Origin of the sequence: Nocardia sp. NPDC005998 (assembly GCF_040614395.1) — a bacterium.
GTDB lineage: Bacteria > Actinomycetota > Actinomycetes > Mycobacteriales > Mycobacteriaceae > Nocardia.
The window spans coordinates 59,899-86,163 of record NZ_JBEXUI010000014.1 but is presented as its reverse complement, the minus strand read 5'-3'; the positions used below and the strand labels follow the sequence as shown (position 1 = coordinate 86,163).

General features: G+C 65.5%; 8 protein-coding genes (1 of these 8 only partly in view). 7 read left to right on the top strand and 1 reads right to left on the bottom strand.

Annotation, left to right across the window (positions count from 1 at the left end; translation table 11 throughout):
• Nucleotides 1–218 precede the first annotated feature (218 nt).
• Nucleotides 219–1,805, bottom strand: coding sequence for a DHA2 family efflux MFS transporter permease subunit (locus tag ABZ293_RS20530; RefSeq protein WP_355182789.1), 1,587 nt, complete (start codon nt 1,803–1,805; stop codon nt 219–221).
• A gap of 68 nt (nt 1,806–1,873) precedes the next feature.
• Here ABZ293_RS20530 and ABZ293_RS20525 point away from each other — a divergent pair, with 68 nt between their 5' ends.
• From ABZ293_RS20525 to ABZ293_RS20495, 7 genes are all read left to right on the top strand, one after another.
• The gene (locus tag ABZ293_RS20525; protein WP_355182787.1) at nt 1,874–2,371 is read left to right on the top strand and encodes a MarR family transcriptional regulator; all 498 of its coding nucleotides are present in this window, start codon (nt 1,874–1,876) and stop codon (nt 2,369–2,371) included.
• Nucleotides 2,372–2,443: 72 nt separating this feature from the next.
• Nucleotides 2,444–3,889 (top strand): NADP-dependent phosphogluconate dehydrogenase, encoded by a 1,446-nt coding sequence (gndA, locus tag ABZ293_RS20520; RefSeq protein ID WP_355182785.1) that lies wholly within the window; start codon nt 2,444–2,446, stop codon nt 3,887–3,889.
• A 462-nt stretch (nt 3,890–4,351) separates the two neighbouring features.
• A complete protein-coding gene (locus ABZ293_RS20515; RefSeq protein WP_355182783.1) occupies nt 4,352–4,537 on the top strand; it encodes a hypothetical protein in 186 nt (61 codons plus the stop codon).
• 302 nt (nt 4,538–4,839) lie between these two features.
• Nucleotides 4,840–6,219 carry a hypothetical protein gene (locus ABZ293_RS20510; RefSeq protein ID WP_355182781.1) on the top strand — a complete coding sequence of 460 codons (1,380 nt, stop codon included), beginning with the start codon at nt 4,840–4,842 and terminating at the stop codon, nt 6,217–6,219.
• Nucleotides 6,220–6,241: 22 nt separating this feature from the next.
• Nucleotides 6,242–6,661 carry a YbaB/EbfC family nucleoid-associated protein gene (locus ABZ293_RS20505; RefSeq protein ID WP_355182779.1) on the top strand — a complete coding sequence of 140 codons (420 nt, stop codon included), beginning with the start codon at nt 6,242–6,244 and terminating at the stop codon, nt 6,659–6,661.
• A gap of 107 nt (nt 6,662–6,768) precedes the next feature.
• Nucleotides 6,769–8,403, top strand: coding sequence for a hypothetical protein (locus ABZ293_RS20500; protein WP_355182777.1), 1,635 nt, complete (start codon nt 6,769–6,771; stop codon nt 8,401–8,403).
• On the top strand, nt 8,400–26,265 hold the 5' end (the start) of the coding sequence (locus ABZ293_RS20495; protein ID WP_355182775.1) for an MFS transporter. The gene runs 24,650 nt beyond the window's last position; the window shows 17,866 of its 42,516 coding nt (coding positions 1–17,866); its start codon is at nt 8,400–8,402; the stop codon falls past the right edge of the window. The genes ABZ293_RS20500 and ABZ293_RS20495 overlap by 4 nt, the downstream gene beginning before the upstream one ends.

Sequence of the window (26,265 nt, the reverse complement as noted above, 5' to 3'; positions counted from 1 at the left end):
GAGATCTGGGGCGGGCGTTGGATGTGATCACCCTGAACGCAGGGAACTGCACGGTGGACAATGCCGATGGGGCTGGGCGGCCGGAGGTTCACCGATGCGGACCATGCCGCGTGGATCGGGGCGCAAGTCAGTAGACGGTGTCGGCGACTTCGCGGCCAAGGTGTATCCACGTGCTCGGGCGGCCTGTACCCAATGTGCGGGCCGCCCAAGGCAATTCGCTACATCAGGTCGGTTGGGTCGATCGCCTTGGCGCGCTGGGGTAGGAACAGGATCGATGCGATGGCGCCTGCCACGGCGATCGCGGTGCATACCCACAGCATTGTTGCGATGCTGTCGACGAAGGCGGTGGTTACCGAGTCGAGGAGCTGTGGGGAATTCAGTTGGTGGGCAATGGCGATGCCGTTGGCGGCGCTCTTTTCGACCGCCGCTGCGGCCTGGTCGGGCAGTCCGTCGGTATGGACCGCGCTGCGGTAGGTGGCATTGAGGACGGTGCCGAGCAGGGCGATGCCGACGGTGCCGCCGATCTGGCGCATTGCCTGGATCAGTGAGGATCCGGCACCGGCGCGGTCGGGATCGAGTTCCCCCAGTGCGGCGTTCATTGCCGAGGGCATACCGAAACCCGCGCCGGCACCGGCGATCGCGATCCAGGTGGCGACGTAGCCGTAGCCGGAGTCCACATCGGTCAGCGCGCCCATCGCCAATCCGGCTGCGAGAATGACGAATCCGATCGCGACGGTGATCCTGGTGCCCGCCGCGGTATCGACGGGTGTCGCCAGTTTCGCACCGATCACCATGCCGCCGATGAACGGCAGCAGCTTCAGCCCGGTGCCCAGCGCGTCCGCGCCCTGTACGGCCTGGAAGAACTGCGGCATCGTGAACAGCAGGCCGAACATCGCGAATACCGTGACGGTGATGAGCAGGGTGCCGCATACGAAGGACCGCGAACGCAACAGGTGCGCGTCGATCAGCGGCGTGCCGGTCCGGCCGAAACGGCCCTCGAGCACCGCGAAGATCGTCAGCAGTACCGCCGCCGCGACCATGAACGCGATCGCCCACCCATTGCCCCAGCCCCTTTCACCGGCCAGCGTCACCCCGTAGACCAGCGCCGCCAGCGCTGCCGAAGAGATCACGATGCCGAGGTAGTCGATCGTCGGCCGCACCGAACTGCGCGATTCCGGAATCAGCGCGACGACCGCGCCGACCGCCACCACGGCGACCGGAACATTGATCCAGAAGATCGACGCCCATGAGTAGTGATCCAGCAGCAGACCACCGACGATCGGACCGAGCGGTAGACCGATGCTGTTGGCGACGACGAAGAAGTTGATCGCCTTCTTCCGTTCGGCCTCCGCCGGGAACAGCACGGCGATCAGCGACATCACCACCGGAACCAGTAGCGCCGCACCGATTCCCAGGAAGGCGCGCGCGGCAATGAGCTGCCCCGCCGAGGTGGACAGTGCGCACACTATCGAACCAGCTCCGAAAAGGACCAGCGCCGCGGCCAGCATCTTTTTGCGGCCGAACCGATCGCCGAGCAGTCCGGCGGGCAGCAGCAGTGCGGCCAGGACGAGGTTGTAGGAGTTGGCGATCCACTGCAGCTGTTCGGTCGACGCGCCGAGGTCGACCGACAGCGTCGGGAGCGCGACATTCAACACGGTGGTGTCGAGGCCGACGACCAGCACCGCGAGACAGAGCGCGGCCAATACACCGAAGCGGCGGTTGCCGGAGAGTTCGCCCGGTGCGACGGCATCGAGCAGGGCCGGGTTCGAGTCCGACGTGTGGTCGGCTCGTTCATTGGGAAGCATGTTGGCACATTATTACTAATCTCTGATAGTTGCAATAGTTCAGAAACTTGACGAGGTAGGCTCTGCACATGACGGCGACAGACCCGACGGCAGCGGAATCGGAGCGAGCACGAGCGTTCGTCGAACGACTCGGCGGCGCAATGGCGGCCAGCGGCGTGCCACACATGGCCGCCCGGGTCCTCGCACAGATGCTGATCAGTGAAAAAGGCGTCATGACCTCGGCCGAACTCGCCGAGGCGCTCCAGGTCAGTCAGCCGTCGATATCGGGTGCGGTCCGGTTCCTCGCGCAGATCGGTTTCGTCTCTCGGGAGCGGGTGCCGCGCACCCGCAAGGACCAGTACCGCATTCGCGATAACGTGTGGGAAACCGTGCTCACCCTGCGCAACGATTCACTCGACGCATGGAAGGCCAACCTGCAGTACGGCGTCGACACCTTCGGCGTGGACACCCCGACCGGGCGTCGACTCACCGAGGCCGTCGACTTCTTCGACTTCGTCCAGCAGGATATGCACGGCCTCATCGCCCGCTGGCGCGAACATCAGCAAAAGGCCGAGCGACACGGGTGAATCGTCGTCGCCGGGGGTGACTAAGCTTCGGGCGATAGGTAACAACGCCCGCCGAACGGAGAGAGCTGATTCATGGCGTCCGCAACAGCATCCGCACAGATCGGGGTTACCGGCCTCGCGGTCATGGGTAGCAATATCGCGCGCAACTTCGCCAGGCACGGCTACACGGTGGCCCTGCACAACCGCAGCATCGCCAAGACCGACACACTTTTGGCCGAACACGGCGGTGACGGCAACTTCGTGCGCACCGAGACGATCGAGGAGTTCGTCGCGGCGCTGGAGAAGCCGCGCCGGGTGCTGATCATGGTCAAGGCGGGCGATCCGACCGATACCGTCATCGAGGAACTGGCCGACGCGATGGAGCCCGGCGACATCATTATCGACGGCGGCAACGCGCTCTACACCGACACCATTCGCCGCGAGGCCGCGATGAAGGCGCGCGGACTGAACTTCGTCGGCGCGGGCATCTCCGGTGGTGAGGAGGGCGCGCTGAACGGTCCGTCGATCATGCCCGGCGGCCCGAAGGAGTCCTACGAATCCCTCGGACCACTGCTGGAATCCATTGCGGCACAGGTGGACGGCACGCCGTGCTGCACGCATATCGGCCCCGACGGGTCCGGCCACTTCGTCAAGATGGTGCACAACGGCATCGAATACGCCGATATGCAGCTGATCGGCGAGGCGTACCACCTGTTCCGCGACGCGCTCGGCTTCGACGCCAAGCAGATCGCCGACGTCTTCACCCAGTGGAATTCCGGCGAACTGGAGAGCTACCTGGTCGAGATCACCGCCGAAGTGCTCAACCAGGTCGACGCCAAGACCGGCAAGCCACTGGTCGATGTCATCGTGGACGCCGCCGAGCAGAAGGGCACCGGCCGCTGGACCGTGAAGTCCGCACTCGATCTGGGCATCCCGGTCACCGGCATCGCCGAGGCGGTCTTCGCGCGAGCACTGTCGGGCTCCCGCGCCCAGCGCAAGGCCGCGGTCGGTCTCGCCGCTGGCAAGCTCGGCGAAAAGCCCACCGACGCAGCGCAATTCACCGAGGACATCCGCCAGGCGCTTTACGCCTCGAAGATCGTCGCCTATGCCCAGGGCTTCGACCAGATCGCCGCGGGCAGCGCGGAATACAACTGGGACCTGCACCCCGGCGATCTCGCCACCATCTGGCGCGGCGGCTGCATCATTCGCGCCCGCTTCCTGAACCGGATCAAGGAGGCCTACGACCAGAACCCGGCCCTGCCGAGCCTGATTCTCGCGCCGTACTTCCGCGAGGCGATCGAGACGGCCATCGACAGCTGGCGCAGTGTGGTCGCCACCGCCACCATGCTCGGCATCCCGGTGCCCGCGTTCGCGTCCTCACTGTCGTACTACGACGCCCTGCGCGCCGAACGGCTCCCGGCCGCACTCACCCAGGGCCAGCGCGATTTCTTCGGCGCCCACACCTACGAGCGGATCGACGCTCCGGGCAAGTACCACACCCTGTGGAGCGGCGACCGCAGCGAGGTCTCCGCCGACTGAGTTCGCTCGCGCCAGCGCGCAGGCCCGGCGTGCGCGCTGGCGCGCGGGTCGACTCGCTCGTACGCGCACGATTCCCAATCGTGGCAACACTTACCGTGGTATTCGTGTCGCAGGACGAGCAGGATTTCTGGCTTCGTACGATGCCCGAAGCCGGACATGTTCGTCTGGCGGCCGCACGGAAATCGCCACGGGCTGGTCGATCGTCCTGATCGCGGTATTCGCGATCTTCAGCGCGGCGGCCTTCGCCACGGGATTCACCGGGTTGGACCGGCTCGCGGATTCGGCACGAGACTTTGTCAGGGGCGTCGTGGTCGTGGCCATCATTGCCACGCTCGCGGCGGCGCTCTCGGCCGGATCCGCGGCCCGTCCACACCACGACCCGCCAGCGATCCCTCGTCGGACACCTTTCGGTTCGAGTACCGGACTTACGCGGGCAACACTTTTCGGCGGCTACGTCGCTCGGTGCTGCTGGTGACCCTCGCCGCCCTCGCGTTGGCGGGCGGTGCGATCACGGTCCCACTCGCCGACTCGACACCCGCCGCGGAACCGCCACTGATAGTGGCCATGGTCGACGGCAAGATGCGGTGCGGTGCGGTCGGTCTCGATCGAAACGGCACGCTATGGCTGCACGCCATACCGTTTAACTAGGCGAGCTTCGTCATCGTCGTCGCGGCGTGCCCGAGGTACCCCTAGGTCCCATCCTTGCTGGTCGCGCGATTGCCACCTGACGTCGGGCGACCCAACAGGTACGCCCGCCCCCGCTGGCCACCGCTTGATACGTCGATCGGTCTCGCGGGATACGGTCACCCGCCCCAGCGCCCGGCGATCACCCGAGACCACCGCCGGGATGCACATCGACCTCTGAACTCCTAACGATAGTCCCACCTCTGGGAAGGCTCGAAAATGAGGACCCGGAATGACGCATCAAGCGCGCGAATGAGGAGGACCGCTTGGCGGACGAACCGAGCGAACCAACCGCCGAGCAGCGACTCGCCGATGCACTGGCTACGCTCGGGCCGAAGGGCTGGCAGCGGGCGGACGCGGTCTTCGCGGTCACGGTGGCCGGCGAGGTCGGACAGCTTGCGTATTCCGTCGGCGAGCAGCTGATTCCGATATCGCCACCGGAGTCGGTTCTTGCCCTGGTCCAGGAAATGCGGGCACTCGCGGCTCGAACCAATGGCGGACCGTGGTGGCGAATGCTGGTGATACTGGCTGATTCCGGCGCGATCGATATCGACTACGACTATGGCGAGCAGCCGTTCCCACCTGGGCAGCTGTTCGGTCCTGAGGCGTATCGCGCCGACCTCGAGGCGTATCCGCGCGACAAGATACCGGTATGGCTGGGCGCCTACATCGGCCACGGCGACCGGCAACGGCGCAGTCCGCAACAGGCCGCCGCCCAGGCGCGCGGCAATCGATCCCGCCAGGTGTGGGCGACGCTGGCGGAGTATGAATTTCCCCCGTTCCCGCAGATGTGGTCGCGCTGGGCGACGATCGCCGCGGCGTTCGTCGCCGCCCGATCAGAGCTCGGTCCGCGGATGCATCCGTGGACGGGAGTGTTCGAGGGCGCGGCATTGGACGGGTCCACGCTGCATGCGCTCCCGGCCGGGCGGGCGGTGCTCTCGGGCGGGGTGTGGAATGCCCCCACGCTGGACGCGGTCTACAACGGCGGCGAGCCGATGCCGAATCTCTATGCTGGCGCACCGGATTGGGTCGCCGATCCGGTGCTCGACCCGCGCGCCGCATCGGGTCTGCTGTCGTTCTGCTACTGGTGGGAGGCAGGGCGCTGGTATCGCGGATCGTCGCCGTCGGCGGAGGAATGCGCCGTGGCGGTGCCCGGGGTCTGGACCAGGGAAACGGTGCTGGGTATTGTGGCCGATCTGCTCGGGCCGAATTCGGATGCGCGGGAGCCGATTGCCGCACTGCTGGCCGCGGCCGAGGTCGGCCGGGTCACGCGCCAGGTGCTGGTCGATGTATTCGGCGATGACGGCCGCTTCGATATCGACGGTGCGCTCTATCAATACTCGCTGGCGGGATTGGCGCCGCCGCGGCCGGAGCCGATGCACGCCGCGGAGGCCATCTCCCGGGTGCGGGACTACATCACCGGGCGGGCACTGGACACCACGGGATATCCGCTAGAGCAGTTGGTCGCCGAGCGATTCAGTGTGGGCTGGATGGTGCATGTGCCGGTGCCCGCCGGGATGGTCGCGACCGATCGGGCGATCTTCTATCTCGGCGACGACGGTCTGCTGGAGCAGTCGTCGTCGTCCATCGATCCGCCGGTCTACATCGCCGACTTCGAACGGCGATGCGCCGAACGCTACCGCTGAGCCGGATCGAGGGAAGGTAACAATGGACCGCTGGGAACGAGAAGGGCTGCGCTCGGCCAACTTCGGGATGCGCAACCAGGTCGAGCAAATTCTCGAGGCACTCGCCGAGCAACGCGAGCACCGAGCCGACGTTCGGCGCCGGATCGACGCGGCACGGGGTACCGCGACCTCGGCGGACGGACTGGTGCAGGTGACCGTCGACAGTGCCGGTGTGCTCATCGATGTGCGGTTCACCGCGGATGCCCAGCGCAGTACCCCCGCACAGCTGGGCCGGTCGGTCACCGAGGCCGGGCGCGAGGCGGCCCGTCGCGTGCGGGAGCAGACCCGACAGATCCTGGCCCCGGTCGTCGCCGCCGCCGACGCGATGCCCGACCTGTCCGATCTGGTGTCCGGCGCACCGAGCCTGCGTGAGCGGCGCGAAGTGGAGAGTCGCGACGGATAGCCCCATCTATTCCCAATGACGGGGAGAGGGGTGTGGTCGCAGTAGGATTCTTCGCCAGGCAATCGCCTACTCGGTTTCGCTGATGAGGGCTGAAGGGGTTACCGGGCATGGGCCAGTCGTTGCATATCGATCCGAATCGCGTCCATGCGCTGATCGCCGAGCTCACCGCCGTCGCCGAATCCGCGCACCGAGATCTGGCAGAGCTGAAGGACACCCTCGCCCACGAGGGAAAACCCTGGGGTGACGACGAGCCGGGACGGAAGATCGGCGAAAGCTATGAGCCACAGGCGAAGAAGGGGCTGGAGGGGTACCAAAACCTGGTCGACAATATTCGCGGACTGAGTAAGGCCGTCGGCGAGGTCAACGACGCTCTGCACAACCAGGACCAGGACGGCGGTCAACGGATCCGCACCGCCGGCTCGAATCAACCCGTGTCCCCCGGGACGGATCCGGTATGGCCCAGTGCCGGTACACCCCGAACCAGTTCACCCGGTTTCGGATCGAATCCCGATAACGCCAACACACCGCGGAAGCTGCCGGACAGCGGCGCCGCCACCTCGCCTACCCAGCCGAACAGCACTCCGCCTACCTATCCGCAACCGGGATCGGTCGGCGGACCCACACCTGCCTACCAGCAGCCCTGGTACCCGGATTCGAGCACGCCGTCGATCGAATCGGACGCCGTGCCCCAGCCCGCTGCGGAAAGCTCGGCCGCGGGCAAAGAAAATGCCGTGTCACCGCCGGTCGCGGATGATTCGATCCCGGCCGCGCCGGGCACGACATCGCCTGCCGCCGCAGCGCCACCCCGGGCCGGTGATCCCGCGGTCGCCGGAAAGCCCACGGGCACACCATGGTCGCGAACGCCGGGGACGGCCTTCCCGTCGATACCGTCGGGCACTCCCTGGTCGGGTACCGGCGCTCGCCCACAGGTCTTCGCGCCCTCGCCGACCGGCGTGGGCCCGGCGCAGCCCGCCGAGCCGAAGCGAGACGGCAAGTCCCGCAAGAAGAAGCGCGGATCGGCAGCGGCGGAGCAGATCAAGGTACCGACCGATGCGGCGGCCTTGGCGGTGGCCCGGGAACTCGCCGATCGGCACGAACTGCGGCTCGTCGGCTTCGACACTTCGGGTATCGGACAGGAGATGGTCGCCCAGCTGGCCGCGGCCATCGACGACATTCTCGGCAATTATCCGTTCGTCGACCTCGGCGGGATCGAGATCACCGAACTCGGCGACCGGATCTCCCGGGTAACCCGGGATCGAGGCGATGACGGATCGGAATCGGCGAGCACCGGGTCGTGGATCCTGCTCGACCGCACTCTCGTCACGAATCCGGCCCAGTTCAGCGAAAAGGTCTACACAGCAATACAATCCGGCAACTATGTAGCCGGATCCGATAAGCGACCGATGTATTCGACGATCGTCGGCGACCTCGGCCGGATCCTGGAGGAGCAGGCTGGTCAGCCCATCCGGCGGCAGGCACAGCGTGCCCTGATCACCGAATATCAGCGCATCAACGGCCCGTGGGGCGCCGGAGACACCCTGGCCCGCATCGTCGGCGGCTTCCGGCGTTGGCGAGACCAGTTGGGCGGCAACAGCATCGTCGACGGCCGGTTCCAGCCGCGCGCGGCGTTGGTTGCGGCATTCGCCGAGGTGGAATTGCGTGGCGATGACGCGTGTGGTCCGGCGCGGGTGCTGTATCGATTGTTGGTGGAGGGCGCCAGAGAGCGGTCGACGCCCCGGTGAGTATTACGATCCCGCCCCATTTCCCGGACTGGCTGACCCGCTGGATAATCGGCCACTTTCCGGTCGGGAATCCCGACGCCATACGCGCCGCGGCCGATGCCTGGGCACGCTCGGCCGAACGTCTCACCATTACGCTGCGAGACCTCGAACGACTCGCGCGCGAGGTACCCGCGGCAATCCAGGGCGAGGCGGGCGACGCGATCCAGCGCGAGCTGAAGACCCAGATCGCGAACACACGTAATCAACGCGAATTCGCCAACGGCATGGCCACCCTGCTCTACGACTCGGCCAACGCGATCGAACTCGAGCAGTACATCGTCATCGGCATCGCGGCGGTCCTACTCGCCAACCTGCTCATCGACACCGCCGCACCGATGAAGGCCGCCAGCGACCGCATCGCCGCCGAAGTTGCCGCCACCGCCGCCCGTCGCGATACCCTCGCCTTCCTATTCCAGCGCTCCGCCGCCTTCATGGAGCGATTCCCCGGTATGGCGCTCGCCATTCGCGCGACCATCATGGGCGCGGTCTCGATGGGTGGCGTCGTCGCCGGTGCGCAATACGCCCAGATCATCCAGGGCCACGGCAAACCCGGACGCCGTACCAACATGGATTGGGGCCAGGTGTGGGTGGCGGCGGCCGCCGGCGGCGGGGGTGGTTTGGCAGGCTCTCTGGCAACTCGCGCGGTCCTGCCCGCGCTCAGCCGCGCCGGGGCCAACGCCGCTACACAGCTGGGACGCACAACCGGACGCACCGTGGCGGTCGTGCTCGCCAGCGCTACCGGCGGAGCCGCGGGTGGGGCCGCCGCCGCGGTGATCATGTCCGCGCTCACCAACACCAAACTCGCCGGCCGAAACCTTGCCGAGATGGTGATGATGGGTGCCGCCAGCGGTGTCATCGGCGGTATGAGCGCGGCGATGCGTGCCGCCCGAGCGATAAACCCTGTTCGACCTCCTGAGATCGGCCGGTCCGGCTCCGCAAGCGGGCGCGACGGACTCTCGGTCGGATCAACGCCCGACTCGGCCAGACCACACAGCAGCACCGAAACACCCCGGCCACGCGAGGAAACCATCCCCGAGACCGGCCGATCCCAGGACAACAGCGGGCACGACGGACTGCCAGGCCGATCAACGCCCGACTCGGCCAGACCACACAGCAGCACCGAAACACCCCGGCCACGCGAGGAAACCATCCCCGAGACCGGCCGATCCCGGGACGACGGCTCGCGTGACGGCCTGCCGGTCCGAGAAACCAATGACGGTTCCATAACTCGGCCACACAAAGAGACCGTCGACGAGATCAACGAGATCGGCTTGTCATACAAGAGGGCCTTCCGCGAACTCGATGAGGGCGGCACCCCGCCGCCTTCGGATACCGACCAACCGCCATCGGGCACGCCGCCGGCCCCACCCGCATCGCCGACGTCCCCCGGATCCACCCCCGAGGCCGGCCACGGCTGGAGCTCCTGGGATGATGCCCTGCAAGCACTCACTGCGGGCAGTTTCGGAGACGCGCCGGCCGATCCCATGGCCGCACCGGGAAGCTCGTCGTCGACCGGCCTTCCCGGCACCGCCCAATTTCACAGCGGCCGACCCGACTCTCCGCAGATGAGCCTGGCCGGAACCGTTCTCGCCGCCGAGGGCCAGCCCAGCGCCACACCGGGATCGGTGCTGACGATGAGTGCAAACACCCATGCCGAGAACACCCCCTACGTCGCTTCCGTCAAAGATCTCGGCGGCAATGGGCCGGGTGTCACGGCGGGACCACCTGTCTCGCACGGGGATTCACCGACCGGAGGCGGACCGGGTTCGCAACCACCCGCGACCGGGAAGGGGCCCGGCCAACTACCGCCCGGCCCGGACGAAGCCATCCTGCTCGACCTCGATTTCTTCGACTACGAGTTGGCTCCCAACGACCCGGTCACACCGGCCGGCAACTCCCCCACGGCAACGCCGCACGCCGCAGGCACCGCACCGGTCGAACCGAGGCTGGGCAGCGAGTCCGGCTCGCCTCCGTCGCGCACGCCGACGGAGGCGAAGAGCCCGACCGCACAGGCGGGGGCAACGCCTGGTTCCGGCGGCGCAGCGGCTGCACCCGCTCCCACACCTGTGACCAACGCACCCCACGCCAACCAACAGGCCGGGCAAGCCAACGCACCTCAGCCGCACGCCACACCACAAACCAACACACCCCAACCACAGGCCAACACACCGCCCCACCAAGCCAACCCGCAAGGCGCGCAAACCAACACACCTCAGCCACACGCCACACCACAAACCAACACACCCCAACCACAAACCAACACACCGCCCCACCAAGCCAACCCGCAAGGCGCGCAAGCCGACTCACCACAGCAGCCGCACGCTGCAACACCGACTCCCGGCGCACCCGCAAACACCCTTGCAGCCCAGGCGATCCCACCCACGGCGCTGGCCGGCGCGGCGGCACTGGCCGGGCATGGACCGTCGAATCCCGATGCCGTCGCGGAACACTCAGCATCCCTGCCCCCGATGTCGGGTGCACAACCCAGCGGCAATGACCAAACCCCCAGCGAGCCAGAAGAATTCCCCGACCGCATCGGCACCGTCGTCACACCCCCAATGCCCAGCTACGTCCCCACCCAACCACAAGTCGACGAATTCCCAGACAACGCACCCGACGAATACACCAAACCCTCAGGCACCACCTACAAGATCCCCGGCCAACCGGATGTACCCGACGGCCCACCCCCCAACGCAATCCCGATCATCCCGCACCCCACCACCCCCGCGGTACCCGACACCGGATCCGCCATACCCCTCACCGACCGACCACAGGTCCCCACACCGGACACCGCCATCCCCGGCGCACCCCCCGAAAACGACCGCGACGGGCAAAAACCCCGCGTCCACGACTCCGAACCACCCCTGCCCCGCCACAACAACACCCCCGCACCACACCTACCCGCCACACCCGCGGACCGCCCCACCGAACTCAACCCACCCTCCCACTACGCCACCACACCCAACCCCGAAACACCCGGCGCCCCAACCGACCCCAGCGGAGCCCCGCAACTCAACCGCGACAACACCCAGTACATCCCCGACCCCACCATCCAACCCACCCGCGGCGGCACTCCCGCCACCACACTCGCCGGACCCCTACCACAACCAGTGGTAGCCGCACGCCCAGTCCCCATGGCCTCGGCCTCGGCAGACCCGCCCAACAAACGCAAACGCAAACAAGCCCAGCCACCACCCAAACCACCACAGCCGCAGCCAAAGCCGAAACCAGCACCGATACCGGTACCAACCCCGCAGCCGAAGCCACAGCCAAGCCGATCAGCGACACCACCGGCCCGCACGAAGATCACCACACAGTCGGCCCGGACAACCGGACGCGACCTGGCCATCACCTTCGCCAGTGCCTCCGGGAGCGGCGGTGCCATAACCATGCCCGCACGCACCGGCACCGAACTGCGTGGCCGCAACCTCGCTGAGACGTTGCTGACGGGCGGCGGCCTGGCTACGGCCACCCGCCCCACCCGCACCACGAGCACACAGGTCCGCCCCCTCGCGGCAACCGCCACCGAACTCGACGACAGCTGGCTCGATGGGCTCCTGCTCCCAGCGGAAACCGATTCGGCCAACCAACGCACTACTCGCGACGGGCACGCACGGCCGCATGAAGACACCATTGCCGAGATCGAAGAGATCGCCCGGACCATCTTCCAGGAACTCGGCCTACCCGCCGACGACAGCGGCGCCCAACCACTCTCGGGCTCTACCCAACCACCGACCGCCCCCGGAAACGCACCCGACCCCAGCCACGGCTGGAGCGCCTGGGACGCGGCTCTGGAAGAACTCACCCAGGGCACCTACACACCCGCGCCGACCGACCCCATCACCCCACCGGCAACCCCGGCACCGACCGACCGCCCCGGCACCACCCAATTCCACAGCAGCCGACCCGACACTGAGCAGCCGAGCCTCGCCGGAACAATCCTCGCCGCCGAGGGCCGACCCGACACCGCACCAGGATCGGCGCTCCCGACGAGCACCCCCGCACAGGCTGATACCACCCACACCGCCACAACCACCGACCTCGGCATCGCCGGCAGCAAGCCGCAACTTCCAGCTGAAGCACTCGTCCCACGTGCTGCCGGAGCCGAGCACGTGCCCAGCGAAACACCAACCGCCCCCTACGAAGCCAGCATCGTCGACCTCGACTTCCTCGATGCCGGGCCAGTCGTCGACGCCCCCGCAAAACCTGCACACTCCAACACACACAAACCGAAGGTCACACCACAAGCCGCACAAGCCAACTCGCCGCAGCAGCCGCCCGCCGCGACACCGGGCGTGCCTAGGAACGACTTTGCCGCCCAGGCCATCCCACCGGCAGCACTGGCCGCTGCCGCGATACCGCCGAGCGGGCATGGACCCTCGAATACCGATACTGCTTCCGGCTCCTCCCCGACACCGCCGCCCGCGATGTCCGGCGGGCAGCCCACCGACAACAACGGGATCCCCAGCGAGCCAGAAGAATTCCCCGACCGCATCGGCACCGTCGTCACACCCCCAATGCCCAGCTACGTCCCCACCCAACCACAAGTCGACGAATTCCCAGACAACGCACCCGACGAATACACCAAACCCTCAGGCACCACCTACAAGATCCCCGGCCAACCGGACGTACCCGACGGCCCACCCCCCAACGCAATCCCGATCGTCCCGCGCCCGTCCACCCCGGCCGTACCGGAACGTCGACCCGCCATACCCCTCACCGACCGACCACAGGTCCCGATCCCCGACACCGCCATCCCCGGCGCACCCGCCGAAAACGACCGCGACGGGCAAAAACCCCGCGTCCACGACTCCGAACCACCCCTGCCCCGCTACAACAACACCCCCGCACCACACCTACCCGCCACACCCGCCGACCGCCCGACCGAACTCAACCCACCGTCCCACTACGCCACCACACCCAGCCCCGAAACCCCCGGCGCCCCAACGGATCCCACCGGAGCACCACAACTCAACCGCGACAGCACCCAGTACATCCCCGACCCCACCATCCAACCCACCCGCGGCGGCACCCCCGCCACCACACTCGCCGGACCCCTACCGGAACCAGTCGTATCGGCACGCCCCGTCCCCATGGCCTCGGCCTCACCAGGCAGGCCCAAGAAACGCAACCAAAACACGCCACCACCCGAGCCGCGACAGCCTCCGACCGAACCACCGGAGGCGGCACTGGAACCGCCTGCACCGATACCCGTACCAACCCCGCAGCCGAAGAAGCGGAAGAAGAACCAGCCCTCAGCGCAGCCGATCCGCGAAGAATTTGTGGTACGCGAAGCCGACGAAGCGACCGGCGACGTAGGTGAGGAAGGTGAGCGCGTTCGAGCCGCCAGCCGTACCCGCGCGTGGGTGCGTTCCCTGCGGCAGAAGTTCGCCTGGCTCACCGAGGACCAGATCGACACCACGGAACTGCTGGTCTCGGAGTTGGTGGCGAATTCGCTGCGGCACACCCAAGGCAAGGTCGCGGTCATCGCCACCGCAGCGGATATCGACGACGTCCGCAAGACTCGATTCACGGTCACCGACGAAAGCGAAGTCGTCCCGGAAAGCACCGGCATGCCCGACTGGGACGCCGAGCGCGGCCGCGGCGGCGAGTTCGTCGCCATGCTGTCGGATGACCACGGTGCGACCGTGCAGGACAACGGCAAATCCACCTGGTTCGAACTGCATACACCGCACGATGGCACATCGGGCCTCGGCATTCCGGCCGCCACTCCGGACAACGACCACCCTGGCTCCGAAACGGCCACCCCGCCGTCATCGCCCGAGCCAACTTCGACCCCGGTCGAAACCGATTCCGCGGCAACCGAAGATCAAACTGCACCTGAGCCCGGACAATCCACTGCCCCCCAATCGGCAGTTGATCCCGGCTCCACGTCGGCCGAGTCGGAGCCTGTTCCCGACCTGAACGACGTCGCACTGCAGTCGATGGGCGACTGGCTCAAAGCTGTCCGGGAGGATCGCGACCTGACTCCGCAGGAACTCGCGGATCTCATGGGCCGCAACAGAGAAGCCCCACGACAGGCGGAGCGGGGTCATCGCATCACCGCTGAATATCTGCGAGACTTCGCCGCTGCCCTCGGCATCCCGCTAAGGACAATGCTGTCCGCCGCAGTCTTCTTCAAACCCGAACTCGCGGACCATTTCCTCGAAAACGATCCCGACCCGACCGACCCCAGATACCGGTCGATGGGCCACTGGCTCAGGGCCCACCGCCAGTACAACGGACTCTCCCTCCGGGAAGTCGGGGAACGCGTGAATCGGGCGCACAATAACGTGTGGGGTGCCGAGAACGACAAGAGCATCACCCCCGACTATCTGCGAAGCTTCGCAGTAGCCTTCGACATTCCCGACGACACACTGCTCGCCGCCATAGATCGCTTCGAACCCCAACTGGCGGACCATTTCCTCGAAGAGGATCCCGCCCCGTCCAACCGTCGATACCGGTCGACCGGCGACTGGTACAAAGCCAACCGCAAGCGCCACGGACTATCGCTGCGAGAACTCGCCGATCACATGAATTATCCCCCCTCGAGGGTGTCGGCAGTGGAGAACGGCGGCGGCATCAGTACGGACTATCGACGGGCATTCGGCGAAGCTCTCGGCATCCCAGACGAAATGCTGCAGTTCGTCGAGCAGTATTTCTCGATACCCGATCCGAACGACCCTGAACTCCTGTCTATGGGCAACTGGCTCAGCGCAATTCGGGAACACCGTGGGCTGCCCCAGCTCGAGCTTGCAGACCGGCTCGGATACAGCCAGGCGACACTGGGCAAGGCGGAAAACGATCACCGCCTAACCGCAAGCTATCTGCGAGATTTCGCCGAGACCCTCGGCATACCCGATGACACCATCCGGTCGGCGGTTGTGCGGTTCGTACCCCGACTCGCGAAACATTTCCTCCCGCCGAAGCCCGATCCGACCGACCCTGAATTCCAGACGATCGGCGACTGGCTCAGAGCCGACCGCGAGCGTCACAGCTGGACCCAAAGAGAACTCGCCGAGCGAATGGGACGTGGCGCCAACTCGGTGTACCTAGCGGAAAACGGCACGTGGGTCACCCCCGATTACCTGCAAGACGTCGGCACAGCCCTCGGCATTTCCGCTGACGCGATGCTGACTGCAGTACGACGCTTCAAGCCCCAACTGACGGATCACTTCCTCGCAGCGATGCCGGACCCGGCCAACCCTAGATACCGAGTCATCGGCGACTGGCTCAAAGCCAACCGTCAGCGCCATGGCTGGACCCAACAGGAACTCGCCAACAGCATGGGCTGGGCCAGCCAGACAGTGGGCAGGACAGAGAATGGCGGCGACGTCACCCCCGAATATCTGGCAGCCTTCGGTGCAGCCCTCGGCATACCCGAGGACACAATGCGCGCCGCCGCGGAACGCTTCACGCCGCCCGATCCGACTGACCCGCGCTATCAGACTCTCGGCGACTGGCTGAAAGCCACTCGCGAGCACCGTGGATGGACCCGTACGCAACTGGCCGAGCGTGCGGGACGAGACATAATGACGCTGCGGAATGCAGAGAACAACCACCGCCAAACCAGACCATACGCACTGCGGGACTTCGCCACCGCCCTCGGGATTTCAAACGAAGTCGTACGATCCGCAATTCAGCGTTTCCAACCAGAGCTCGAGGATTTCTTCAGCACAGCGCTGCCCGCCCTCGACACCTACCGGTCGTCGATCGGAGACTTGCTCGCGGCGATCCGGCAGCACTACGGACTGCCACAACGGGAGCTCGCCGCCCGCATGGACCGCAATGTCAGAACTGTGTTCGATGTGGAAAACGGCGGCACCGTCACAATCAACTTCCTGCGGACCATGCGCGACGCGCTGAATCTCCCCCGCGATTATGTGCGTTCGATCGCGGAGCAGTTCCTGAGCCCCGAATACCAACCGGGAGAATCACCCGACGACAGGCCGGAGGAAGCGGCCCTCTGGGATCTCTTCGATACCGCCCCCGGATCGCCGGAAGAGTTGGCAATCCAGAACAAGCTGTTGCTGCAGTACCTGTGGATCGCGAAGGCAGCCGCCTGGAAGTGGCGCACGCTGACCGAGTTGAGCGAACTCTCCCGAGACGACCTCATGCAAGTCTTCGCCCTCGCGATTCGCAGTGCGATTACGAACCACGTGCCGGGCGGACCGCCATTCGCCGCCCATGCTTGGCGTTCGGCACGAGGTGTGATGCTGACCACCTATTTCGAATCATTGTTCCCGCGTCTGGACAGACCGACACGAGTTCAAGTGGTCAGGGTCTACACCTATGTCAATAAGCAGAAAGAGACAAATAGAAATGTCAAACCGAGCAATGGTGAAATCTCCCAGGCTCTCGGGCTGACACCGGCCGAGGTCTCCTTCGCGCGACAGACCATCGCGCTCAAATTCCCATCGTTCGACGACACGCCGTACGGGCAGGACCGAACCCTGGACGTGGCCGACCAAAACGCCACTCCCGACGACGAAGCCACTCCCGCCAGCACGAAAACGGCCGACGCCACCCTCGCCACTATCGACCAAGAGTTCGCCGAGCGAATCAGACAAGCACTGTCGAATCTGCCGAACGCAGACATTGCCGCGCGTCTGGTCGAACTCGTATTCCTCCAGTCGGTCTCGCTCGAGGAAGCCATCGACGAGCTGAACGAAGAGGCGGCCTTCGAGTTCCAGCTCGACACCGCCGCCGCACAGGAGATTCTGGCGCAGGCCAGCGGCGTGCTGCGCACGGTATTCGACCCACCGGACTCGGATGACCAGGACGAGCGCGAACCAGATGATGCGACTGCCGGTGAGACTCCGGCCCCCGAAAGTACGAGAGATGGGACCACCGGCGGCACTGCTGGCCCCACAGGTCGGCGCCCATCCGGCCCAGATGCTCGACACCACCACGCGGGTACACCACGTCAGCGATTCCCTGGCGGGGTAGGAACTGCCGAGTTCGACCCATTCGTGCGGTACCACCATGGCCCGGCAGATGGCCCGATTGGCCCCCATGGCCGCCGTGGTCACCAGTCGGGCGCGAGGAATCCCGAACCCGACGGCAGTGCAGCGAACCCCGGCGGCGTTGGGTCGCCGGCTGCCAGGGTCCAGCCCGACCACCTCAATCCCGACCCGCACAAGCCGAACAGTGCACCGACTTCGGACACAGCTGCCAAGACCGAAGCCGCCACCATAATTGCCGATCGCCTGGCGACTCTCGGCATAGCGACCGAGGCCGAGCGCCTCCTCGAAGCGAGCTTGTTGATCGAGGAGAAGTATCTGAGCATCGCGATTATCGCGGATCAACCTCAGCCGGAAACAATTTTCGGAATCGAAGAGTGGGCAGGCTATTTGGATGCCCGATTGCTTGCCAGGCAGTACGGTGATCAGGATTTGACGGTGGACTTTATCGTCGACCTGCACATGAGGCTCGCAGCATTGACTGCGTCGGACAAAGGCGGGGAATTCGCCGGCCCGGGTCTGCGGATATGTGTCTTGACCTCGACTCCGACCGAAGATCAGATAGCGGCGATCGAGGAAAACCCGGCGCTTTCGTATCTGCCACCACCCGCTGGACCCGATGTGCATGGCGTCATCAAGTACCTGGAGTTCGCCTCACGCGACGAGGTTCGTCGCGAACTACAGATGTTGTGCGACTGGTACAACGAGGCAAAGCGAGGATCCGATCTCGATCCATATGAGCTAGCCGCCACTCTGCAGCATCGGTTCATTTCTATCCACCCTCTGCATTACAACGGCCGCGTCTCGCGGCTTCTGATGAACTGGGTGCTCGAGAATCATGGACTGCCGCCGAGTGCCATCCCAGAGTTCGACGACGACTTCCTTACCCGGTTACCGGACTGGATATCGAAAGTTCGGGCGGGCAGCGCCCGATATAGCGAATGGGTGGCGCGTCTCGCACAACTGGGGCCGACTACAGCGCCGGTGACACTATTCCGCCTCGAACGAGAGCAGGAACATTACCGGCAGATGGGGGGCGACACCGCTCCCTTCGCGGTGGGGCAGCGGCACGACGGTGTCAAATATGGACAACTGCTTGCGGCTGTGCGGTCGGGTGACGCGTTATTGCATGTCGACGACACAGTCTATTCGGCTCCTGACTTCGCCGCCGACCCGCTCGAAGAGCTTCGCGCATGGGCGGCCAGTTACGACGACCGACAGCTTCGGTATTTTGTCGCCGAGAAACACGCCGCGATGACGGCACGCGTGTCAGCGTTCGGCGACGACGAACGACCACCGGTCGAGGAGATGGTGGGTGCAACGCGGGAATTGGGCGTGTATGTGCGAGAAGCACTTCATCGGCTCATGACCAGGGCAGCCCTACCCGGCCCTATTCCAGACGATGCCACCGGACTGCTCGACGCTGTGCGTACCTTGACCGATCGCTTCCCTGAAGCGCAGGAGCTATATGCCGCTGCGCGCACCATGGTCGCGGCCCAAGGCGTCGTCGAAACCGGGGGTGCCGCGGCACCGCTGGCACCGCCGCGGGATCCAGATTCGCAACAACCAACGACCGCAAACCCCCGGCGAGGTGGGGGCAGTGCGGGAATGGGCGACTCGCCACCCGGACCACTGGTGCAGTTCCACGACCCCGCTGGCGCGATCGACGGCCGGTTCAGGCGATGGCGCCCAGGTGAAGCCCCCTGGATACTCAACCGGTTCGGCCCGGAAAACCCTGCACCGCAAGAGCGTCCAACGACACCGGATCCGCGCACTGAACAACCGGATGCGCCATTGACCGGACAACCCGATACCCGCCCGGACTCTGGCGCCCCCGCACCCTCGGCCCCACCGGAGTCGGAAGGCGGCAACGGCACGGACACCGGCGGGATCAACTCCCTTCTTGCGGATTACCCCATCGAGGGGCCGAGTGGCGACGTCCTGACCCCGCGCGAGGCCGACACGCTCCGTTTGCTGGCTGAGGGCATGACGAACAGAGAGATCGGAGAGCAACTCGGTATATCAGAGAAGACTGCCGCCCAGCATCTGGAGCACATCTTCTGGAAGCTCGACGTCCGCAATCGGACCGAAGCCGCACTCAAGGCCAGGAGTCTGTTCGATCTCAACGGCGGCGACGCACCGGAGCCGGACGGAAGCGAGCTGTCCAGCCACGATATCGAGACACTCGCCCTCCTCGTCGCAGGCAAAACGAACAAGGAAATAGCGCAGGCACTCCACCTATCGGAGAAAGGTGTCAAGAACCGCCTCAGCAAGATTTACAAGAAGCTTGGCGTAACCAATCGGACCGAGGCGGCCGTGCAGGCTGCCGAGTTGGCTCTCGATCCATACGGCATTCGCCACAAGCTCTCCCCCCGCGAACTGGAGACCCTCCAACTGCTGTCCGAGGGGGTGCAGGCGACACAGATCGCACTGAACCTGGGCGAAGCGTTACAAACCGTGAAGAATCGCGTATCGAGGATTCTGGACAAGCTGGAAGTGAGCAATCGAACCGAAGCCGCGCTCAAAGCGCGAAGCTTGGGTCTTGTCACTCCGACGGGCGACTCGGAGACAACGGCCGAGACGGCACCCATCCAGCTTTCCGAACGCGAGGCATCGATACTGGAACTGCTGACCGAAGGAAAAAGCAACAGCGAGATAGCGAATGCTCTACAAATATCCGAAAAGACTGTCAAGAATAATCTGACAAATATCTTCCGGCAGCTGGGTGTCGAAAATCGAACCGAGGCCGCGATGAAGGCCGGAAGCTTGGACGTTCGCGGCGAGCCGTTGACCGAGGACAGCGGAGAAGCCACTTATGTCGAGGACGAGCCGACCCCTGCCTCACCGCGTCGCGATGTCGCCGCCCCATCGCCCGACGAAACTATCGCGGGCGCAGAATATTCCGACGACGGCGGCGAACTCGGCGGTGGAGCCGAACCGCCGCGGGATCTGAGCGCGCTGTCCAAGGAAGCACACGCGGCACTCAACAAAGCGGGCGCCGAGTTGCGCGACCTCGGTTCGGCCGACCAGATCGCCGAGCAGCTGATTCGGGATGGACTTCCCGGACAGACTGCGGTGGTTCTGGAGTACATCGATGGTGTGGACCGCGCCAGAACGCTCGTCTACGACGGCCGCAGAGTAGTCGAGGTGCGCGATCCGAATACCGACGACGGCATGATTCACGAATTCGTACCGGGGTCGGGTACTGCCGAGCAGACGCGTGCACTGGTGTATTCGCCGGTGGAGGCGGCAGATCGGGTCGAGGCGGAACAGGCTTTGGGCAGACTGCTCGGCCGACACGACTCCGACCGGTTCCCTGAGCACTTTCCCGACGGTATTCCCGACCGGCCCACCCGCGCAGCGATGGCACTGGACTTCGATCCGCCCCGGACCATCGACGGACCGTTGCAGGAAAACGAATGGTCGACCTTGGCCAAGCTGTATCCCAACGAGGTGTCGCGCTCGCGGGGAGCGCCGCAATCGGCCCGCGCCGAGGCACATGAGGTGTGGGGTGACCGTTACTTCTGGTTCCCCCAAGGACTCGTTCCCCGCGCGTCCGTCACACCCGCCCAATACCTGGCTCGCCATGCCGATGTCGCAATCGCCATGCACTCGGAAACTTACCTCGCCGGTGAGAACGACGGCGTCCACGGATGGGTGAATCAGGAGGGTGTCCTCCGATTCCAGATCCGCGCAGCGGAGGGCACACCCTCAGGCCAGGAGATGTTCCGAGACTTGATGGCCGCGATCGGACCTGACGTCCGCGCCATCCATGAACCATGGTCGGCGGAAGACGAATTCCCCGACAATCTAGACACATTCAATGCGAGCAGACAGGATCTGCTTTCCCCGGAGGATTCGGCACGCCAGACGTTCACAGGCAAGATGGCCATTGCGATGGGGTTCACCGAGGTGACCGTCAATCATTTGGTCGGCCCCTTCGGGGAACACGTCATCGTCGATGTGACGTTCTCCAAGCCCAACCACTCGCCCACGGCAGGGCCGCGCGACAGCGGTGCGCCCCGTGAGTATGAGTCCGAGCCGCTACCAGTCGAAGAGCACGGCACGGGTGAGCTGAACAGGCCTGGCGCACCCGATGGGCAGACCGAGCCCGACCGCTCGGAGGAGGCAACCGAGGCCGAACGGAGCGCACAGCCCCAACCGACGCCACCGGCATCCGATCGCAAGTTTCGGATGCCGTCTGCCGACGAATTCGCCGCGCGCCTCGCCAAAGCCAAACGTTCGGGACGACCGCGGCGGGAGATGCCCGACTGGATGTTCAGCCAGAACAGCATTACGGAGCTGCTCATCTACCCCGACGGCTACAAAGCGGTCGAGAAGAGTGGTCTGACGCGACGGGGCCGCATCGCCGAAATACTCGTGTCCGCGGTCGGCCATGCGATGGAGGCGCCAGTGCCGCCCGTGCTACCGGGCGACGATGACGATTCCGTGGTGATGCCACTTCTGCCCGGCGAAACCATATGGGGTGCCGACGATGACCCCGGAGGGATCCGGGCCATGGAGGATTTGCGGGACAACTCGGACGCCGAGCAATTGGGGCTCCTCGACTTGACGGTCAACAATTACGACCGGCAGGAGAACGTGCTGCAGGACGGGGATCATCTGTATGGCTACGACCATGCCTTCGCCTACGGTGACCTGCTCCTGGACCCAGCCAGCAGCCCGTTCTCCCGTCCGTATGTCAGCGCCGTACACCCTGAGCGCGAGAAGGACCCCTTCGACTGGGTCCCCAACGGTCGGAGCCGGTCCCAGCTCGAAAGGTACACACGAAACGTCCAGGCGCTGTGGCCGCTGTTCGCCGAGTACGGAGTTCCGGAATGGCTCTCGGGCTCGCTGGCCATATTGGGCAAAGTAATCGAGCATGCCAGCGAGCCCGGCGCACCAGCCGTGGTTGATGTCGAATTACCCACTGCCCCTGACGATTCTGCCGCCGAAGATTCCGATGCGCCCCCGCAACCGGACGATCCACAAGCGACCACCGACGCACTCATCTCGGCCGCAACTGATTCCGACACCACCGGACCTGCGGAGTCGAGACCCGATCCGTCAACCATGACGTTCGAGGAGTTCCGCGAGTCGCAGGGGTCGATTCCGGAATTGCCCGGACCGCCCCCCGCCGAACGACGTGGCCTCCTCCCTACCGAAACGCCGACCCCAGCGAGAACCGATGCGGATGAACCGGATTCGACGCCACCCGCCGAATACGAAGTACAGCAACCAACCTCGACGCTACCGCCGCGCGATGTCACCGTCGTCATCGACGACGCGAACGAACCGCTGAGCGAGTACCCGCAGGCCAATGTCGAATCAGCGCACACCGCAGCAGATTCCAGCGAAACGACAAACGCTTCCGACGAGACCGCAGCACGTGCTGAAAACCGCTGGGTCTACGACCATCTGACGGCCTGGCTCGGCAACCCACTCATCGCACGAAACCTGGCCGCCAGAGTCCGAGCCCGCGCCGCCCGAGAACAACTCCCCACCGAACCCGAAGCCGCCAGGCAACGACTACTCGACATCGCCGAAGACGTCCTGGCCGAACACCGTACTGCCATGGCGCAACTCGAGGCGGTTGACGGCAACCAACCCGCACCCGATAGCGAACCCGGCCCCGTCTCCTTCCAGCGCGGCGGCGTCTTCAACCACACCCTCGACGGCAACCAACCACCCGAAAACCCCGACAAAGCGTCGGCACCCGACACTCAGAACAGCCCCACACCTGCCGCCAACAGCGAACCCGGCCCCCCTGCTGCCACGGATCCGACAATGGCGGTCGATACCGAACAGTTGGCCCTCGTGCGCGCCGGAATTGCGGCGGAACGCGATGCCGCGGTAGCGGATTCGAGTAACGCGGACGCCGCACGCGCGCAGCAGCTGAACAACATGACCGGGCTGCTGGATGAGCTGGCGGCCGCTGTGAACGGTACGGCCCCGACGGTCACACCCGAACGGCTCGGGTTGCTGATATCGCACTTCTACACCGCGGCAGCGTGGTTGGCGGCCCTGATGAACGCGAACAACGCCGCCACCATGTTGCCCGATGACCTCGCCGACAACGATTCGATCGGGCAGGTTCAGCCGACCGTCCGCCAGCAGGTACAGCGGGCAATGGAGGCCGTCGACCACTACCGAATGATCGATGATCGGGTTCGCCAGCTCCACAATGCCGCAACCGCTCCACAGTCGAGCACACCGCCGAGCGATCTCGATCTCAGCCTGTTGGCACAGCTCGACGCCAACGACGTGCGGCGGGTGCGCGCCGACATCGCGGCCGAATACGATGCCGCCGCGGCATCCGATCCGGCCAGTGTGGTGGTGCTGCGGACAGATGTACGGCGGCTGGCGAGGTTGTGGGATATGCGCGCGCTGCTGGACGAGCTGCTATCCGCGCTCGCCGCACCGGATGCGGTCACCTCGGAACGAATCCGATTGCTGGTCAAACATTTCAACGCGGTCAGGGAGTGGGTGCCTGCCCTGCTGAACGCGAACAATGCCATCGCCGTTGTACCTGCCGTCATCGCGGATAACGAGCCGGTCGGACAGGTGCATCCGACCGTCCGCGAGCGGGTTGCGCAGGCGGTGGCCGCAGCCGACCGTTTTCGAGCGGCCGACGAGCGCGTCCATGCGCTCGGCGAAGCATTGGGCGCAGCCCAGCAGCACCACACACCCGACGCCGCGGCAGAACGCGATCCGATTCAGGCGGCGATCGCGGTATTCCCCACGATATTCGATCAGCCGCGCGAGCTCGACGAACTGTGGCTCCAACTGCCTCCGGGCACATCGTTCGACGACCTCGTCGAATTGCGGGCGCTGACCTTCCTGAGCAATGGCCTCGAACCGCCGGACCTGTCGCTGGAAAGCCTCGAGGCGTTCCTTCGCCGTGTCTGGGAGCACCGAGCTTCCATGAGAGATCAGGACGATGTCTACCAGGAGTACACAGCGGAGCGCGAGGCCAGTGTGGTCACCGATCCCGAGGCCTATGTGCGGCAAATGATCGGCATTCTCACACAGCGGGCACCCGATCAGCAGGTTGCCGCCATGCAATCCTCGTCCGGGTCCATGGATGTCCGCCCTCGCAATGCCGACCTCGGGATTCGCCCCCACATGATGCATTTCCTCCGCTTCATGCGCGCCAATGCGGGTCCGCGCGGCAAATTCCGCGTCTATGTGAATCCGCATGGAGACGCGATCCCGGACCTGATGCAGGGCATCGTGCACGAAATCGTCGACCAACCCGATATTTTCCCCGGTGTTCGCGGCGCCAAAGCCGCAGGTCCCGTGCAGAACCGGGACGACCGCGTTGTTATCTACGTGCGCGAACTCGACGATGCCTACCGAGTCGTCGAATGGCTGCGAAACTATCGCGAACAGCATCCCGACGCGTTCAAATGGTCGGTACCGCCCATGTCACTGCAGGTGATGGAGGGCGTGAGCATCGGCGCCGAACCGCTCAGGGGCGGGAGTTTCGGCCAGCATCGGGCATGGATCATATTCGACGCGTTGCAGGCCGCAATGCAAGCCGGTGCCGACTTCGCCGCATTCCGCGCCGATGCCCTCGAACGACTGGCCAAGGCCGGTGTGGGCCTTCAGCAGCCGTACCGGAGCTACCCCACCCCGCGTAATACTCCCGAAGAGCGACTTGTGCAGATGGTGCGGGAGCACGCCGGGTTGCCGCCGGAAGGCGCTCATGCGTCCGAAGATCTGCGTGCCGAGCGTGCTCGGGAAATGCGTCAGATCGATGCGATGAACAAACGCCGCCGCGGCGGCCGCATGCCGCAAGCGTCCGATCGCGCCGTTTCCAAGTCCGCGAACAAACCGCATCCGCTTCGGACCGCACCGACGACCGATCTTCCAGCTCTCATTGCGGAGATCGGCCGGTCCGGGGTCGAAGCACGTCTCGTAGTCGGATCCGGACATCTCTACCGCGCGGCCGAACCCGGAGAGGTGTTCGTCAATATCGCCGAGCGGGCTCAGCCGGACCTGCTCGCCGATATCCGCGATCTGTCTGCGCTGCCGAACAATGTATTCGACGTGGTCTACCTCGAGCGAACACCGCTGGTGCTATTCGTTGAATCGCCGAACTCGATGGCCGAACTCCACCGCGTCCTGAAACCAGGCGGCAAACTGCTGATCAGTCCGGGTATCGAGGAAGTAATTCCGGCCCATGCCCGCAGCGTCACCATACAACGACTCGAAGAGGCCGGATTCGAGCAGATCGAATTCCGGATCGGAAAAGAAAACCTGTTCGCGGACGAGCGACTGGATGACTGGTACGAGATCACTGCCATAAAACCCGCCCCGCCACAGCAGGCGCAAATGGTAGGTTTTCGTACTTCTCCGGAATCCGGTGGTGCGGCTCCTGCCCATGCGGCAGCCGATGGTGCCGCCCCTCGGCCCGTACCGCCAAAGGACTCCCCGGCGCACAGCAAACCTGGCGGCGGGGGCCGTCCCTCCCCCATTGCCCAGCCCCCTGGTGCAGGGCTAGCCTTCGACCGCAATTTCGATCCGGCCGAGGCATTCGACCTGCACCCCAAGCGCGCGCGGGACGCGGCCGGTGCGCCGATTCCGATGCGGCGCGGCGGCGTCGACGACCGGTGGCTCGGCTTCGCCGACGCGCCGGGCGTCGACGACGATGCGCGGGCGAACCGCCAAGGTGCGCAACCGAATCCGCTGCCCGAAGGGCCGTCCCCTGTACCCATCCTGCCGCAACGTCCCCTATCGGCGGACGAAAATGATGCGGCGCCACGACCGATTGATGCAACGGAATCGGGAGCGCCGAACCCCGATCCCCCACAACTCCCGGACGCGCTCGCTTCTTCCTATCGAGAGCTGCTGGACT

What these genes read in the sequence shown, in the direction of transcription:
- gndA (WP_355182785.1), top strand. Translation starts at nt 2,444, where the DNA reads ATGGCGTCCGCAACAGCATCCGCACAGATCGGGGTTACCGGCCTCGCG.
- ABZ293_RS20525 (WP_355182787.1), top strand. Translation starts at nt 1,874, where the DNA reads ATGACGGCGACAGACCCGACGGCAGCGGAATCGGAGCGAGCACGAGCG.
- ABZ293_RS20500 (WP_355182777.1), top strand. Translation starts at nt 6,769, where the DNA reads ATGGGCCAGTCGTTGCATATCGATCCGAATCGCGTCCATGCGCTGATC.
- ABZ293_RS20530 (WP_355182789.1), bottom strand. Translation starts at nt 1,805, where the DNA reads ATGCTTCCCAATGAACGAGCCGACCACACGTCGGACTCGAACCCGGCC.
- ABZ293_RS20505 (WP_355182779.1), top strand. Translation starts at nt 6,242, where the DNA reads ATGGACCGCTGGGAACGAGAAGGGCTGCGCTCGGCCAACTTCGGGATG.